This window comes from Corynebacterium doosanense CAU 212 = DSM 45436, assembly GCF_000767055.1.
In the GTDB taxonomy this organism is placed as follows: domain Bacteria; phylum Actinomycetota; class Actinomycetes; order Mycobacteriales; family Mycobacteriaceae; genus Corynebacterium; species Corynebacterium doosanense.
In genome coordinates this window covers 870526-886784 of sequence record NZ_CP006764.1, presented here as the reverse complement: position 1 = coordinate 886784, position 16259 = coordinate 870526, and the positions used below count along the sequence as shown (strand labels likewise).

Annotated in this window: 14 protein-coding genes; 8 read left to right on the top strand and 6 right to left on the bottom strand. The window is 68.0% G+C overall.

The genetic code is table 11. The features are described 5' to 3' along the window. Positions 1-10: 10 nt before the first annotated feature. Both CDOO_RS04420 and CDOO_RS04415 read right to left on the bottom strand, forming a co-directional pair. Entirely contained in the window at positions 11-1336 is a 1326-nt protein-coding gene (locus CDOO_RS04420; RefSeq protein ID WP_018021878.1) for a cytochrome P450, read from the bottom strand. 41 nt (positions 1337-1377) lie between these two features. Continuing rightward, entirely contained in the window at positions 1378-2244 is an 867-nt protein-coding gene (locus CDOO_RS04415; protein WP_018021879.1) for a patatin-like phospholipase family protein, read from the bottom strand. A gap of 20 nt (positions 2245-2264) precedes the next feature. Here CDOO_RS04415 and CDOO_RS04410 point away from each other — a divergent pair, with 20 nt between their 5' ends. The 7 genes from CDOO_RS04410 to CDOO_RS04380 all read left to right on the top strand — a co-directional run bounded on the left by CDOO_RS04410 (position 2265) and on the right by CDOO_RS04380 (position 9935). Continuing rightward, entirely contained in the window at positions 2265-2657 is a 393-nt protein-coding gene (locus CDOO_RS04410; protein WP_018021880.1) for a hypothetical protein, read from the top strand. Positions 2658-2737: 80 nt separating this feature from the next. Beyond that, entirely contained in the window at positions 2738-3493 is a 756-nt protein-coding gene (locus CDOO_RS04405; RefSeq protein WP_018021881.1) for a LamB/YcsF family protein, read from the top strand. Next, on the top strand, positions 3490-5019 hold the full coding sequence (locus CDOO_RS04400; protein ID WP_018021882.1) for a 5-oxoprolinase subunit B/C family protein: 1530 nt from the start codon (positions 3490-3492) through the stop codon (positions 5017-5019). Before CDOO_RS04405 ends, CDOO_RS04400 begins: the two co-directional genes overlap by 4 nt. Before the next feature lie 9 nt (positions 5020-5028). Beyond that, on the top strand, positions 5029-6771 hold the full coding sequence (locus tag CDOO_RS04395) for an acetyl/propionyl/methylcrotonyl-CoA carboxylase subunit alpha (protein WP_018021883.1): 1743 nt from the start codon (positions 5029-5031) through the stop codon (positions 6769-6771). A gap of 23 nt (positions 6772-6794) precedes the next feature. Further along, positions 6795-7427, top strand: coding sequence for a GntR family transcriptional regulator (locus tag CDOO_RS04390; protein WP_018021884.1), 633 nt, complete (start codon positions 6795-6797; stop codon positions 7425-7427). A 168-nt stretch (positions 7428-7595) separates the two neighbouring features. Then, entirely contained in the window at positions 7596-8792 is a 1197-nt protein-coding gene (locus CDOO_RS04385) for an NAD-dependent epimerase/dehydratase family protein (RefSeq protein WP_018021885.1), read from the top strand. A gap of 3 nt (positions 8793-8795) precedes the next feature. Next, positions 8796-9935 (top strand): glycosyltransferase family 4 protein, encoded by a 1140-nt coding sequence (locus CDOO_RS04380; protein WP_018021886.1) that lies wholly within the window; start codon positions 8796-8798, stop codon positions 9933-9935. On the opposite strand, the gene rraA is transcribed toward CDOO_RS04380, so the two are convergent. After that, entirely contained in the window at positions 9936-10424 is a 489-nt protein-coding gene (gene rraA, locus CDOO_RS04375; protein ID WP_018021887.1) for a ribonuclease E activity regulator RraA, read from the bottom strand. Between the two features lie 33 nt (positions 10425-10457). Further along, positions 10458-11753 (bottom strand): isocitrate lyase, encoded by a 1296-nt coding sequence (gene aceA / locus CDOO_RS04370; protein WP_018021888.1) that lies wholly within the window; start codon positions 11751-11753, stop codon positions 10458-10460. A gap of 402 nt (positions 11754-12155) precedes the next feature. Here aceA and CDOO_RS04365 point away from each other — a divergent pair, with 402 nt between their 5' ends. Beyond that, positions 12156-14345: a malate synthase G gene (locus CDOO_RS04365; protein WP_018021889.1), complete on the top strand. Its 2190-nt coding sequence runs from the start codon at positions 12156-12158 to the stop codon at positions 14343-14345. A 177-nt stretch (positions 14346-14522) separates the two neighbouring features. Here CDOO_RS04365 and CDOO_RS04360 read toward each other — a convergent pair whose 3' ends face one another. Together CDOO_RS04360 and CDOO_RS04355 are read right to left on the bottom strand one after the other, a co-directional pair. After that, positions 14523-15188 (bottom strand): GAP family protein, encoded by a 666-nt coding sequence (locus tag CDOO_RS04360; protein WP_020384601.1) that lies wholly within the window; start codon positions 15186-15188, stop codon positions 14523-14525. Position 15189: 1 nt separating this feature from the next. Next, entirely contained in the window at positions 15190-16143 is a 954-nt protein-coding gene (locus tag CDOO_RS04355) for a dioxygenase family protein (protein WP_018021891.1), read from the bottom strand. Positions 16144-16259: the final 116 nt, after the last annotated feature.

The window sequence follows — 16259 nt, the reverse complement described above, 5'->3', positions numbered from 1 at the left end:
AACACCCGTTCTATCGACGGGTAACCCGGACCCTCACACCGGTATCCGGCCTGGTGAGCACCTGCGTCCAGTCGAACGTGCGATCCTCCGGGGAACCGGAGATGGAGACGTTGTCCTGGCACAACGCCACCACGGTCGCGGTCAGAGCCGTCACCGCGATCTTCTCGCCCGGGCACCGGTGGCCCGTGCGGACCTCCGCGCCACCCTGCGGGATGAACGCCTTGATCTTCTCGTAGTCCTCCAGCGTCTCAAGGCCCTCCATGTCGAGGAATCGCTGCGGGTCGAAGGTCTCGGGGTTCTCCCAGTGGTTGGGGTCGGTGAGGGTGCCGTAGAAGTCAAGGGCGACACGCTCGTCCTTGTTCACCGGGCACCCCATGATCTCGGTGTCCTCCGTGGCCATCGCGGGCAGCATGGGCACGAACGGGAAGATCCGGCGGACCTCCTGGGCGAACGCCACGGCCTCGCGCCCGCCCAGGAAGGAGCAACCGGACTGCTCGGCGCGGATGCGCTGGACCCATTCCGGGTTCTCCACCAGAGCCACGGCGGCGAAGGCGGCGAACCTGGCGACGGCGATGGTCGGGCGGGTGAGGTTCTGCAGCTCGATGCCGGCCGTCTTGGCGTCGATGAGCTCGCCGTCCACTCCGCGGAGGTTGGCCATGGCGTCGAGGGCGGTGCCCGAGGGGGCGGTCCGGGTTCCGGAGCGTGCCTCGGTGATGAGGTTCTCGTACCAGGCGTCCAGGCGACGACGGTTGAGCCGCGCCTGGATGTGGCCCGGGCCCAGGTGGCCGAAACCGTCGAGAAGCTGGGTCATCTGCAGGGACTTCTCGTCCGCCTCGTCGCGGGGCAGTTCGACCCCGGCCCAGCGGAACGCGGCGCGACCGTAGGCCAGCGCAGCTCCGGTGTGCACGTCGGTGTGCTCACCGGCGGCCCACTCGTCGAGAAGCGTGTGAAGCTCCTCGTCGACGACGGCGCCGAAATCCGCGACGTTCTCGTCGACGTAGGCGACGTCGGCCAGCTGGTTCTTGCGCACGCTGTGCTCCTCACCGTCGAGGGTGTGCACGGCACCCTCGCCGAAGAGCGGGCCCTGGATGAACTTGGGCATCGCGCCGCCACGTTTCATCCGCGACGAGTCGTAGAAGGCGTCGACACCGCCCTCTCCGCGGATGAGAGTCGCCTCCTTGAACATCGCGCGGGTGCGGATCGGCGTCTGCGAATCGGGGGCCAGCCCGGCGGCATGGCGCAGCTTGGACTGGGTGAGGTAACCGTTGGCGAGGAAGTTGGCGGACTGTTCTTTGTTGACGAAGGGGCAACCGGAGGACGAGGTGTGGTCAGACATAGTCGCCATTGTGCATGTCTCGGCACCACGATGTCGGCCAACTACACCCCGAGGAACTCCCGCCAGCCCTCCCATTCGCCCGCGAACTGGCTTTCCCCCTGCTCATAGGAGGCCACCAGCCGGTCCACGGAACGCTCGCCCGTACCCACCGGCATGACGTCGGGGAAGAACACCTTCGCCCTGCCCTCGCGCTCCAGCTCGAGAATGCGGTCCTTCGAGGCGTTGTACTTCGCGGGCCGGGCGATCATCGCCTCGGCAACGGCCGGCCTGCTCCGCAGCAGCCCCCGGGCCGCCCGGGGCCGGGAGACCTCGGGCTTGCGGTAGGAACGCGGCCGCGAGCAGACCACCACGAAACGGGAGTAGCCGGCCTTCTCGGCGGCGTCGATGAGCAGGCCACCCGAGGTGCCCATGGCACCGTCCACGTATTCCACGCCGTCGATACGCGGCGGGACCATGGCCCCGGGGATGGTGGACGAGGCACGGACCCGGACCATGAGGTCCCCGGCGTCGTGGATGTCCGCGCGGTTCCACGCCACCGTCTCCCCCGTGTCGGCGCGCAGGGCCTCGATGTGCAGTTCCGCGGGGTTCGCCTCGAACGCGGCGAAGTCGTAGGGCATCGCCTCGCCCGAACCCTCGTAGATGTACGCGGCGTTGAAGTATCCCCTGCCCCGCGCCATGGACGCCCAGCCACCGAACTGTTTGTCCGCGGCGAAGTCGGTGAAGGAGTGGCGGGTGCGCCAGGGGTCGCCGCTGAGGAAGTTCGCCGTGTGGCTGGCTCCCGCGGAGATGCCTCCCACCCAGCCGAACTGCACGCCCTCGCGGAGCAGTCGCGTGGCCACCGGCGCCGTGTAGGACGCCCGCATTCCCCCGCCCTCGAAGATGAGTGCTACGTCAGAAGCGTCGATCATGTGGCGTTATCGTAGTGGCCATGGGACTACTGCAGAGAATCTTCGGTTCCGGCGAGGGTCTGCCCGAGCTGCCGGAGGAGGCCGGGATCCTCGACGTGACCACCCTCAGCGTGCGTACAGCGGCGGAATGGGTCATCGTCACGGTCGACACCGGGGGGATGAGGGCGCTTATCGACGCCTCCCTCCAGCGCACCCCCCTGCAGCTCCGTGGCCCCGGGCGGGCGGTGACCTTCGTGCCCACCCGGCACGCGGAGAAGATCGTGCTCGACCCGGATCACGGGTGGGTGGTTCCGCTGACGCGGGAAGCCACCGCGGAGGTGTCCGGGCTCTCGCCGGCGGAGGCGGAGAATCCCCTGGCAGCGGAGTTCGTCGGGGGTACCAGGCTGGCCATTGTGGTCGATGCGGAGGCGTGACCCACTCACGGGCTTTCACATGACGTACACCACACGTACACTCGGGGAATTGTTGAACATTCCCTATGAGGAGGCTGCTCATGCCACACATCGACCTCAACGCCGACCTGGGTGAGTCGAACGCCGGTAACCCGGTCGCCGACGACGCCGCGATGATCTCCCTGATCTCGAGCGCCAACGTCGCCTGCGGCTTCCACGCCGGCGACCCGCACGACATCTTCACCACCCTCAAGCTCGCCGCCGAGCGCGGCCTCACCGTCGGCGCGCACCCCGCCTACCGGGACCGCGCCGGCTTCGGGCGTCGCTTCATCGACTACGACCCCGCCGAGCTCGCCGACGAGATCCTCTACCAGATCGGCGCCGTCGACGCCCTGGCCCGCGCGGCCGGCACCAGGGTCTCCTACGTCAAACCCCACGGCGCGCTCTACAACACCATCGTGCACAATGAGGCCCACGCGAAGGCCACCCTCGACGGCATCGCCGCCTTCGGTGACCTCCCCGTCATGCTCCTGCCCGGCGGCCTGGCCGTGGACATGGCCGAGAAGCGAGGCACGCGGGTCATCTGCGAGGCCTTCGCCGACCGCGGCTACAACCCGGATGGCACCCTCGTCTCCCGCCGCGCGCCCGGCGCCGTGCTTCACGACGCCGACGCGGTCGCCCAGCGCGTCCTCGACCTGGCCACCACCGGCACCGTCACGGCCATCGACGGCACGCAGCTCTCCCTCGGCGTGGAGTCGGTCTGTGTGCACGGTGATTCGCCCGGGTCGGTCGAGATGACGGCGGCGATCGTTGAGAAGCTCACCGACGCCGGCATCCAGATCCGTAGCTCGCTATGACACCCGTCATCCGCCGCGCCGGATCCCACGCCCTGCTCATCGACCTGCCCGACCTGGCCACGGTCATGGACTGGCACGCCGAGCTCTCCCGCTCGCCGCTCGCCGGCCAGGTCGACGCCGTCGCCGCCGCGCAGACCGTGCTGCTCAACTTCGCCTGCGCCGCCGACGCCACCCGGGCCGTGTCGCTACTTCGCGACCTCTCCCCCGGTGCGGCCTCGGACGTGACGCCGGAGAACATCGTCATCGACACCCTGTACAACGGCGAGGACCTCGCCGAGCTGGCGGAGATGCTCGGCATGAGCACCGAGGCGCTCATCGAGCGGCACACCTCCACCACCTGGACCGCAGCCTTCGGCGGGTTCGCCCCCGGGTTCACCTACTGCGTCAGCGAGAGCCCCCTGGACGTGCCGCGCCGCAAGTCCCCGCGCACCTCGGTCCCCGCCGGGTCCGTCGCGCTGGCCGGCAACTTCTCCGCCGTCTACCCCCGCGAATCCCCCGGCGGCTGGCAGCTCATCGGCGTCACCGAGCAGAAGATGTGGCGCTCCGACGAACAGCCCCCTGCGCTGGTCAAGCCGGGCGACACGGTGACCTACCGCGCGGTGCGCGAGCTCGCCGGCGACGTCACTCCCCCGGCGGCCAAGCGCCCCGCCGCCGCGCACCGGCCGGTCCTCGAGGTCTCGAACGCGGGCCTGCAGACCCTCGTTCAGGATCTCGGGCGCCCGGGTTACGGCGACCTCGGCGTCACCGAGTCCGGAGCCGCCGACCAGTCCGCCGCCCGCGCCGCCAACGAGGCACTCGGCAACGAGCTCGGCGCGGCCGTCCTGGAGAACATCGGCGGGCTCTCGCTCACCGCGCTGGTGGACACGGTGGTCGCCGTCACCGGCGCGCAGGCCCCGGTGACCGTCGGCCGGCGCGTGCTCCAGCTCGGCGCTCCGGTCCTGCTCCCCGCCGGTTCCGAACTCACCGTCGGTGCCGCCACCCTGGGCGCGCGCAGCTACGTGGCCGTGCGCGGAGGGGTGATCGCGTTCTCCGAGCTCGAGTCCTCCGCGACCGACCTGCTCTCCGGGCTCGGCCCCGTTCCGATCCGTACAGGCGACCGCATCGCCACCGCCCCCGCGGCCTCGTCCATCGTCGGCGCCGTCTCCAACCCCGTGCGGGTCAGCGAGCTGGACGGCCACACCCACGCGGAGCTCCGCGTGGTCGCCGGGCCGCGGGACGACTGGTTCACGGAGGGCGTGCAGGCGCTCGTCGATACGCAGTGGACCGTGACCGAGGCCTCCAACCGTGTCGGCCTGCGCCTGGCCGGGCCCGAGATCGAACGCGGGCGCCACGAGGAACTCGCCAGCGAGGGCATCGTCGCCGGTTCCATCCAGATCCCCGCCAACGGCCAACCGGTGATGTTCCACCGCGACCACGCCGTCACCGGCGGCTACCCCGTCATCGCCACCGTCGTCGCCGACGACCTCGACATCGCCGGCCAGCTCCCGCCCGGTGCCACCGTGAACCTCCGCCTGATCGAACTCTAAGGACCCCTCATGAACTCCACCATCCCCCTAAAGGCCGTCCTCATCGCCAACCGCGGCGAGATCGCCGTCCGCATCGCCCGCGCCGCTCGCGACCTGGGCATCCGCTCCATCGCGGTCTACTCCGAGCCCGACGCCGGCGCCCTGCACACCCTCATCGCCGACGAGGCATACGCCCTGCCCGGCAAGACCGGCGCCGAGACCTACATGAACGTCCCCGCGCTGCTCGACGTCGCCGCCCGCGCCGGCGCCGACTGCCTGCACCCCGGCTACGGCTTCCTCTCCGAGTCCGCCGACTTCGCCCGCGCCGTCATCGGTGCCGGCCTGACCTGGGTCGGCCCCACCCCCGACTCCATCGAGATCCTCGGCGACAAGGTGGCCGCCCGCCGCCTCGCCGCCGAGGCCGGCGCCCCCCTCGCTCCCGGCACCCCGGACCCCGTGGGCACCTGGCAGGAGGCGAAGGAGTTCGCCGAGCAGTACGGCCTCCCCATCGCCATCAAGGCGGCCTTCGGCGGCGGCGGCCGTGGCATCAAGTTCGTGCAGAAGATGGAGGACATCGAGGATGCCTTCGTCGCCGCCGGCCGCGAGGCCAAGGAGGCCTTCGGCCGCGACGAGTGTTACGTGGAGAAGTTTCTCACCCGTCCCCGCCACGTCGAGGTGCAGATCCTCGCAGACACCCACGGCCACGTGGCGACCCTGGGCACCCGCGACTGCACCACGCAGCGTCGTTTCCAGAAGCTCATCGAGGAGTCCCCGGCCCCGTTCCTCTCCCGCGAGCAGAACGCCGCCATCATCGAGGGTGCCCGCGGCATCTGTGCCCACGCCGGCTACGTCGGTGCCGGCACCGTCGAGTACATCGTCTCCGAGCACGGCGACATCTCCTTCCTCGAGGTGAACACCCGAGTTCAGGTCGAGCACCCCGTCTCCGAGTCGACCACCCGTGTGGACATCATCGCCGAGCAGTTCCGCGTCGCCGCCGGCCTGCCGCTCTCCTTCGACCACGACCCGGAGATCCGCGGTCACGCGTTCGAGTTCCGCATCAACGCCGAGGACCCCACCCTGGGCTTCGTGCCCTGCCCCGGCACCGTCACCAGCTTCGTGCCGCCCTCCGGCCCGGGTATCCGCGTGGACGCCGGCGTGCGCTCCGGCTCGGAGATCTCCGGTTACTACGACTCCCTCATGGGCAAGCTCATCGTGTGGGGACCGGACCGCGACACCGCCCTGCGCCGTGCCAAGTCCGCCCTCGACGAGTTCGAGATCAAGGGTGTGCGCAGCGTCCTGCCCTTCCACCGCGACATGGTCGTGAACCCCGCGTTCACCGGGTACTCCCTGGACACGTACGTCGACTGGGTGGACACCAACTACGTCCCCAGCTCCGGCAACGAGCTGGTTCCGCTCGCGGACGCCCAGGCCGAGCGAGTCCAGGTGACCCTGGAGATCGACGGCAAGCTGCACCGCGTCGGCCTCCCCGCCGAGTTCCTGCGCCCGGCTGCATCCGCTCCCGCCGCCGCATCCGCCGGCACGGGCACGGACTCCTCCGACACCGCCGGTGGCGTGAAGGCCTCCTTCAACGGCACCATCATCGAGTGGAAGGTGGCCGACGGTGATTCCGTCACCGAGGGCCAGCAGCTCGGTTCGATCGAGGCCATGAAGATGGAGTCGCCCATCCCCGCCCCGACGTCCGGAACCGTCCGGCTCGTCGCCGCCGAGGGTGCGACGGTGAAACAGGGCGAGGTAATCGCCAGTATCTCCTGATCCGGGTACCTAAGATCCCATCCATGCGAGTACAGAGCGTCGAGCGCGCAATCCAGGCCGCCATTTCCGCCGGTGAGTTCCAGCCCGGTGAGCGGCTGATTGAGGCCGACCTCACCGAGCGCTTCTCCATCTCCCGGAACACCCTCCGGGAGGCGTACGCGGCCCTGGTCTCCCAGGGCCTGCTCGTGCGTGTCCCCAACCGCGGGGTGTTTCTTGCGTCGCCGGACTCCTCCCTCATCCGGGACATGTACCGCGCTCGCACCGCGCTGGAGACGACGGCGCTGCTGACGGGCAACGTGGACGGCGACGTGCTCGACGAGATCGTCCGCCGCGCGGAGACCGCCCAGACCGAGCAGCGCTGGCGCGATGTCGGCTCGCTCAACCAGGAGTTCCACCGCACCATCGTCGCCTCACTGCGCTCGGATCTTCTCGACGACACGATGGACCGCATCCTCGCCCTCATGCGCCTGACATTCCTCGCCGTCACCGAATTCGACGGCTCCTTCCACGACGAGTTCGTCGGGCACAACCGTGCCACGGTCGACGTTCTGCGTCGCGACGGCCGCGAGGCCGCCGCCCGGAGGATGACCGAGTACCTCCGCCACGCCCAGTGCGAGACCCTCGCCCTCGTGGAGAGCGCCGCCGCGAACAGGTGATTTTATTCTCCGTTCACCGGGCGGCCATCTCCCTGTCAAGAGGCGCAGAATTCACCCTCACCCGGTTGTCTCCACACTGTGGGTGTTCGGGCTAAACTCGCTCGGTAGACCACGTCACGCTGCATAAACGGCACGTGACATCCCCTCGGACGTGTTTGGAGTTCTCTAGTGAAGGTTGCGATTCTCGGCGGCGACGGATTCTGCGGCTGGCCCGCCTCCCTGTACCTCTCCGAGCAGGGCCACGAGGTCACCATCATCGACAACCTCTCCCGGCGCGCCATCGACGAGGAACTCGGCGCCGAGTCGCTCACCCCGATCGCCTCCATCGAGGATCGCCTCGCGGCGTGGAACGAGGTCTCGGGTAAACACATCGGTTTCGCTCGTATCGACGTCGCCAAGGAATACGACGAGCTGCTGGACTTCCTGCGGACCGAACAGCCGGACGCCGTCGTGCACTTCGCCGAGCAGCGCGCCGCGCCGTACTCCATGAAGAGCTCGCGCAACAAGCGCTACACCGTGGACAACAACACCTCCGCCACGCACAACCTCCTGGCCGCCATCGTGGAGTCCGGGCGGGACATCCACGTCGTGCACCTGGGCACCATGGGTGTCTACGGCTACGGCACCGCCGGCATGAAGATCCCCGAGGGTTACCTCCAGGTCCAGGTGACCTCCGAGGAATCCGGAACCGTCGACCAGGACATCCTCTACCCCTCCAACCCGGGCTCGGTCTACCACATGACCAAGGTCCTGGACCAGCACCTCTTCGCCTTCTATGCCAAGAACGACGAGCTGCGCATCACCGACCTGCACCAGGGCATCATCTGGGGCACCACCACCGACGAGACCGCCCGCGACGAGCGGCTGATCAACCGCTTCGACTACGACGGCGACTACGGCACGGTGCTCAATCGCTTCCTCATGCAGTCGGCCGTGGGTTACCCGCTCACCGTGCACGGCACGGGCGGGCAGACCCGGGCGTTCATCCACATCCGCGACATGGTGCGCTGCATCGAGATCGCGCTGGAGAACCCGCCCGCGCAGGGTGAGAAGGTGAAGATCTTCAACCAGATGACCGAGACCCACCGCGTGCGTGACCTCGCCGAGCTCATCGCCAGAGTGTCCGGCGCCCAGGTGGCCCTGGTGCCCAACCCGCGCAAGGAGTCCCCGGAGAACGAGCTGCACGTGGTCAACGAGACCTTCCTCGACCTGGGCCTGAACCCCACGACCCTGGAGGAGGGCCTGCTCCACGAGGTCGAGGAGATCGCCCGCAAGTACGCCGACCGGGCGAACCTGGACATGATCCCCGCGCGTTCCCTGTGGACAAGCAGCAACGCCGCGGGCGAACCGCAGACCGCTCGCTGACGCATGCGGATCTCCATGTTCACGGAGGTCTTCCTCCCGAAGATTGACGGGGTGGTCACCCGGGTCACCCGCTCCCTGGAACAGCTCTCCGACATGGGCCACGAGGTCCAGCTCTTCGCCCCGGGCCATCCCCCGGCGGAGTACGCGGGTTTCGAGGTCGTCCGGGTGCCCGGCATCAGCTTCCGGCCGGTATACCCCGAGATCACCGCGGGTATGGCCACGCCGAAGATCAACCGTGAGCTTGCCCGTTTCCGGCCCGACGTCGTGCACGCCGTCAACCCGGTGTGGCTCGCCGCCTACGGGGCCATCACCGCCAAGCGCCTGGACTACCCGCTGCTGGGCAGTTTCCACACCAACGTGCCGGACTACACCGAGTCTCTGCGCATCGGCTGGCTGCGTCAGCCCGCGGCGACGTGGATCCGCATGGTGCACAACATGGCTTCGGTCAACCTGTGCACGTCCGGCCCGATGGTGGAGAAGGCCATCGACCAGGGCATCCGCAACGTGGAGCTGTGGCCGAAGGCCGTGGACACGGTCGGCTACTCCCCCGACCGCGCGTCCCGGGAGATGCGTGAGTTCATCACCGACGGCCACCCGGATGCGCCCGTGGTCATCTACGTGGGCCGGATGTCGCCGGAGAAGAACCTCGACCGGCTCGCGCCCATCATGCGCAAGGTTCGGGAGCGGGTACCCGGCGCCCGCCTGGCCATGGTCGGTTCGGGCCCGCAGCTCGACACGCTGAAGACCCTGCTGGACCCCGCCTACACCACGTTCACGGGATACCTCTCCGGGACGGATCTCGCGGCGGCCTTCGCCTCGGGCGACGTCTTCGCCTTTCCCTCGACCACGGAGACCCTGGGCCTGGTCGCCCTGGAATCCTTCGCCTCGGGCGTGCCCGCGGTGGGCGCACGCGCCGGCGGCATCCCCTTTGTCATCGACGACGGCGAGACGGGTTACCTCGTGGACCCGGAGGACTACAACACGTGGGCCGAGCGCCTCTCCGCGGTGCTTCTCGACGAGGGACTTCGCCGACGCATGGGAAAGGCGGCACGCAACGAGGCTGAGAGCCACGGTTGGCGTGCCGCCACCGAGCGGCTGGTGCGGTATTACGACCTCGCTATCGAAGGTCACCCGCGCCGCTGATTATTCGCAGATGGGCTCGTCCATGACGACGATTCCATCGGCGTCCCCGTAGACGGTGTGGTCGGCGATGAAGTCGACCCCACCGAAGGACACCCGCTCGTTGACCTTGCCCACGCCGTCCTTCGCGGAGCGGCGCGGGTTGGTTCCCAGCGCCTTGACCGCGATGTCGAGCTGGCCGATCTCCTCGCTGTCCCGGATCGCTCCGTTTACGATGATGCCCTTCCAGCCGTTGTCCAGGGCGGCCTTGGCGATCTGGTCTCCGACCATGGCCGTGTGCAGGTTTCCACCCGCGTCCACGACGAGCACCTTGCCGTTGCCGGGGCTGTTGAGCAGCTTCTTTACCAGCCCGTTGTCCTCCATGCACCGCACGGTGACGATCCTGCCGGCAAATTTGGTCTTGCCGCCGAAGTTACGGAACTGCGTGTCGCAGCTGAGGACGTAGTCGCCGAGGGTGTCGGCCAGGTCAGGGGTGGAATGGAAGGTGCACATGGTGGTTCTCCTACGGGGGGTGGGGTGGAGCTTCTAGTGGAACTGGCCCTGCTCGGTGGAGCCGGTCAGTGCCGTGGTGGAGGACAGCGGGTCAACCGTGGTGGCGACCTTGTCGAAGTAGCCGGCGCCGACCTCGCGCTGGTGCTTGACGGCGGTGAAGCCGCGCTCAGCCGCTGCCTTGAACTCGCGGTTCTGCAGGTCGACGAAGGAGGTCATGCCGTCGCGTGCGTAGCCGTAGGCCAGGTCGAACATGGAGTAGTTCAGGGCGTGGAAGCCGGCCAGGGTGATGAACTGGAAGGTGAAGCCCATGGCACCGAGCTCGCGCTGGAACTTGGCGATCTCGTCCGCGTCCAGGTGTGCGGACCAGTTGAAGGACGGGGAGCAGTTGTAGGACAGCAGCTGGTCCGGGAACTCGGAGCGGACGCCCTCGGCGAACTGCTTGGCCAGCTCCAGGTCCGGCTTGCCGGTCTCCATCCAGATCATGTCGGCGTATGGAGCGTAGGACTTCGCTCGGGCGATGCAGGGCTCGATGCCGTTCTTCACGTGGTAGTAGCCCTCAGCGGTGCGCTCACCGGTGATGAATTCCTGGTCACGCTCGTCGACGTCGGAGGTGATCAGCGTGGCTGCCTCGGCGTCGGTGCGGGCGATGATGACGGTCGGCGTGTTGGCGACGTCGGCTGCCAGGCGTGCGGAGGACAGGGTGCGGATGTGCTGCTGGGTCGGGATGAGGACCTTGCCGCCGAGGTGGCCACACTTCTTCTCCGAAGCGAGCTGATCCTCCCAGTGGGTGCCGGCTGCGCCAGCGTTGATCATGGCCTTCTGCAGCTCGTAGACGTTGAGGGCGCCGCCGAAGCCGGCCTCACCGTCGGCGACGATGGGAACGAGCCAGTTGTCCACGGCGTCGTCACCCTCGATGCGGGCGATCTCGTCGGCGCGCAGCAGTGCGTTGTTGATGCGGCGAACGACGCTGGGGACGGAGTTGGCCGGGTACAGGGACTGGTCCGGGTAGGTGTGGCCGGAGAGGTTGGCGTCACCTGCGACCTGCCAGCCGGACAGGTAGACGGCCTTGAGGCCGGCGCGGATCTGCTGGACGGCCTGGTTACCGGTGAGGGCGCCCAGGGCGTTGATGTAGTGGCCGTTGCCCTTGTTGATCTCCTCGAAGAGGATCTCGGCGCCGCGGCGGGCGAGGGTGTGCTCCTCGACGACGGTGCCCTGCAGCTCGGCGACCTGCTCTGCGGTGTACTCGCGGGTGATGCCCTTCCAGCGGGGGTTGGTGTCCCAGTCCTTCTGGATCTCGGCGGCGGTGCGTGCAGCTCCGGTGGTGCTCATGTCAGCTTCACTCTCTTTCGGTGTGTGCTTGGGGGTCTTGCTGATGCCGGGTGGCCTGAGACACATCATGCGGGTGATGCAGCGCACAGTCAATGCCTTGGTGAGGTGTAGATCTGTGCGGGGGCGGCGGCCATATCTGCAAAGGTTGCGAAGCAAAACAAATACCTTACGACTAGGTAAGTTTCCGTTAAAGTGCCGTTCACTTGCAACTATGTCCCCGGGCGCATGATCTGGGACACAGTCAGTACCCGGCCCCTCAGGTACCTAATACCTCCCCCAGCCACGGAAACGTCGGGGGTAACCCCGGGTCTAATTTCGCGAAGTTGTTTACCCGGGTGACCGGGGTCACTTAGTCTCGGGTCATCCGGTTTAGCCCCAAAGTCCACGAGGAGGACCTTGAGCATGACGAACACACCTGACACCACCCCGCGCACCACCGTCCACGGGCTGGACGTCGCCACCGAGCTCTACGACTTCGTGAACACCACCCTCTGCCCCCGGTCCGACATCGATCCGGACAATTTCTGGGAGGGCTTCGCGGGAATCGTCCGGGAGTTCACCCCCCGCAACCGGGAGCTGCTGGCCAAGCGCGATGAGCTGCAGGCCCGCCTCGACGAGCACTTCCGCGCCAACCCGGGTCAGCCCGACCCGGTCGAGCACGAGGCCTTCCTCCGCGAGATCGGCTACCTCGTCGACGCTCCGGCCGACGCGCAGATCCGCACCCAGAACGTGGACGAGGAGATCGCCGACATCGCCGGCCCGCAGCTCGTGGTCCCCGTCCTCAACCTCCGCTACGCCATCAACGCCGCCAACGCGCGCTGGGGCTCGCTCTACGACGCCCTCTACGGCACCGACGTCATCAGCGAGGAGAACGGCGCGGAGCCGGGCAAGGGGTACAACCCCGTCCGCGGCGACAAGGTCATCGAATGGTCCAAGACGCTTCTCGACGACGTCGCCCCCCTCGTCGCCGGTTCCCACCGCGACGTCACCGCGTACAACATCACCGACGACGGCCTGAGCGCCGAGGTCAACGGCACGCCGACCCAGCTGCAGAACCCCGAGCGTTTCCGCGGCTGGCAGGGTGAGAAAGACAACCCGTCCGCGATCCTGCTGCGCAACAACGGCCTCCACGCCAACATCGACATCGACGCCGAGGGCGCGATCGGCAAGAACGATCCCGCCCACGTCAACGACGTCCGCCTCGAGTCCGCCGTGTCCACCATCATCGACTTCGAGGACTCCGTCGCCGCGGTCGACGCCCACGACAAGACCCTCGCATACTCCAACTGGCACGACCTCGCCACCGGCGAAGCCGCGGCCGAGGTGGACAAGGGCGAGAAGTCCTACACCCGCCGCCTTAACCAGGACCTCGAGTTCACGGGTGCCGACGGCGAGGACATCACCCTCCACGGTCGCTCCCTGCTGCTGGTGCGCAACGTCGGCCACCTCATGACCAACCCGGCCATCCTCGTCGACGGCGAGGAGATCTACGAGGGCATCCTCGACTCCGCCCTCACCATCCTCGGCGCGCTGCCCGCCACCGAGCTGGACAACCCGCTGCGCAACTCCCGCACCGGATCCATCTACGTGGTCAAGCCCAAGCAGCACGGCCCCGAAGAGGTGGCCTTCACCAACGACCTGTTCACAGCCGTCGAGAAGCTCCTGGGAATCCCGGAGAACTCCGTCAAGGTCGGTGTCATGGACGAGGAGCGTCGCACCTCGGCCAACCTCGACGCCTGCATCATGGCCGTGGCCGACCGCCTCGCGTTCATCAACACCGGCTTCCTCGACCGCACCGGCGACGAGATCCACACCTCCATGCTCGCCGGCCCGATGGTGCGCAAGGCCGACCTGCAGACCGCGCCGTGGAAACTCGCCTACGAGGACGCCAACGTCGACGCCGGCATCGCCCGTGGGCTGCCCGGCAAGGCGCAGATCGGCAAGGGCATGTGGGCGATGACCGAGCTCATGGCCGACATGGTGGAGAAGAAGATCGGCCAGCCGCGCGAGGGCGCCAGCACCGCGTGGGTCCCCTCCCCGACCGGTGCGACGCTGCACGCCACGCACTACCACCGCGTCAACGTCAAGGAGGTCCAGGCCGAGCTGCTGAAGAAGGGCCGCCGCGACACCTTCCACGACCTGCTCACCGTGCCCGTCTCCGACGGCAACTTCACCGACGCGGAGAAGAAGGAGGAGGTGGACAACAACTGCCAGTCCATCCTCGGCTACGTCATCCGCTGGGTCGAGCTCGGCGTCGGCTCCTCCAAGGTGCCCGACATCCACAACGTCGACCTCATGGAGGACCGCGCCACGCTGCGCATCTCCTCGCAGCTGCTGGCCAACTGGATCCAGCACGGCGTGGTCACCGAGGAGCAGGTCGTCGAGTCCCTCGAGCGCATGGCCAAGCTCGTCGATGAGCAGAACGAAGGCGACGAGGAGTACAAGTCCATGTCCGCCGACTACGAGAACTCCATCGGCTTCCAGGCCGCCAAGGAGCTCATCCTCTCCGGCACCTCGCAGCCGGCCGGTTACACCGAGCCGATCCTGCACCGCCGTCGCCGCGAGTTCAAGCAGCGCGAGGGCATCGCCTGATAGTTCCGTCTGAGAAAGGGGGTCGCACATCGGTGCGGCCCCCTTTTTTCGGCGCTTCGCTGGTCGGAAGGACGCCGTCTGCAGCAGACCTACACGCAGCCTCGCTGGTCGGAAGGAGTCACGAATTCGACCGCGCCCTTCCGACCGGCGCCTCTGGCCGGGCCGCGTCTTCCGCGCTTACAGGTGCAGCACGCCCAACACCACGAGCAGCACCGCCACCAGGTATCCCCCGGCCCGGCTGACCTCCAGCGTGTGCTCCCTGGCCCACGCAAACCACCGGCCCAGGCGGGAGTCGGGTTTGCGTCGCACCAGCCCCACGAAGACGGCCACGGCGATGGGCAGGCTGAGCGCGATGCTCGCGTACCAGAACATCCCGCCGTACCGCGCCCACTGCGAGAAGTCCCCAGCGGCGAGCACGGCGATGCCGCCGTAGAACGGCACCGAGGTCAGCGACTGCACCACGCCCAGCACGAAGCCGGCGAGCACCGTCCACACGGTGGGCTCGCGCAGAAAGCTGAGCATCGCGTTGATGATCTTCGAGTCCCCACCGGGCTTCGAGCGCCACGTGGTCACGGCCGTGACCAGGCCCACCGCGATGAGCACGATGCCGAAGATCGGGCTGGCCAGGGCCGCCTGAACAAACTCCTGCATCCCCTCGAACGCGAACATCACCAGCAGGGCCAGCAGGAACACCCCGAGCCAGTCGCCGAAGATGAGCAACGGGGCGACCCAGCGGTACTTTCCCCGCGGCAGCAGAATGCCGATCGCGACGATGACCCCGATGAGGAGGGCATTGACGGAATCGGCAAAGGCGTAGCTGACGGCGAGGAACACGCCGTCCAATCTAGCTGGGCGGCGCGCCCGGGCCACCCTGGGGCCCGCCGCCACCCATGCCGCCCGGTCCGCCGCCCATGGACATCTGCTGCTCGGTGGTGGTGTCCACGCCGACGACGATGGTGCCCGCGTAGCCGTCGCCTTGGTCGGTGACGGAGTCCATCTGCAGGTCGATGCTGTCGGAGAAGATGTTGTCCGAGTCCAGCGTGATGTGGGAGAACGGCGTCACCGAGGAGGCGTAGCGGGCGTCGGCGTACACCGCCTGACACACGTCCTCGGGGATGGCGATCTGCGAGGTCAGCACGTTGGTGGTGGCGTCGGTGATGTCGTTGATGGAGCTGAACACCTCGAAGTGGATGTGCGGCCACCGACCCTCGTAGCAGCCGGGCACGATGGTGTCGAAGCTGACCTGCCCGTTTGCATCGGCCACCTGGACTCCGCGCAGCCAGCTCTCGCCGGTGACCCCGTCGGAATACATGGAGTAGCGCCCCTGGGCGTCGCAATGCCAGATGTACACGGCGGCGCCGGCGAAGGGGGCGTTGCCGCCTGCCATGTCCACCACCGTGATGGTCTGCGTGAACGGCACGCCGTCGACGGAGTTGCCCGTGTCCAGCGACGTGGTCAGGTCCTTGCGCGCGATGCCGGACATGTCCAGCACGTCGGGCCCGTTGGTGCCGTCTCCGGGGTAGGGCCCGTTGGTCTCGGTGGGCATTTCGGTGAGGTTCTGCGTATCGACGCTCGTTGCCGGCGTCGTCGCCGCGGCAGCGCTGGACGAGGTCGTTGTCGCCGGCGTCGAGGTAGGCGCGCAGGCGGCGAGGGCCGCCGAACCGGCGCCGAGACCGAGCACGCCGAGCATTTTCCGGCGGGTGAGCAGCGTGGTCACGTCGAAGGCGAGACCCTGGTCCTCGGGGTCGTCGTCCTGGCGGGGCAGGACGCGCCCCTCGAAAGTGCGGGAGGTGAGCATGTCGGTGGTGATCCGTTTCTTGAGGATTGTGGTTCGTTCCTCAAGCTACGGCCCCGACCTGCGAGTTCACCCCGGCGTAACCCGCGTATACGTACAAGTTCCCGGCGACCTTCCCC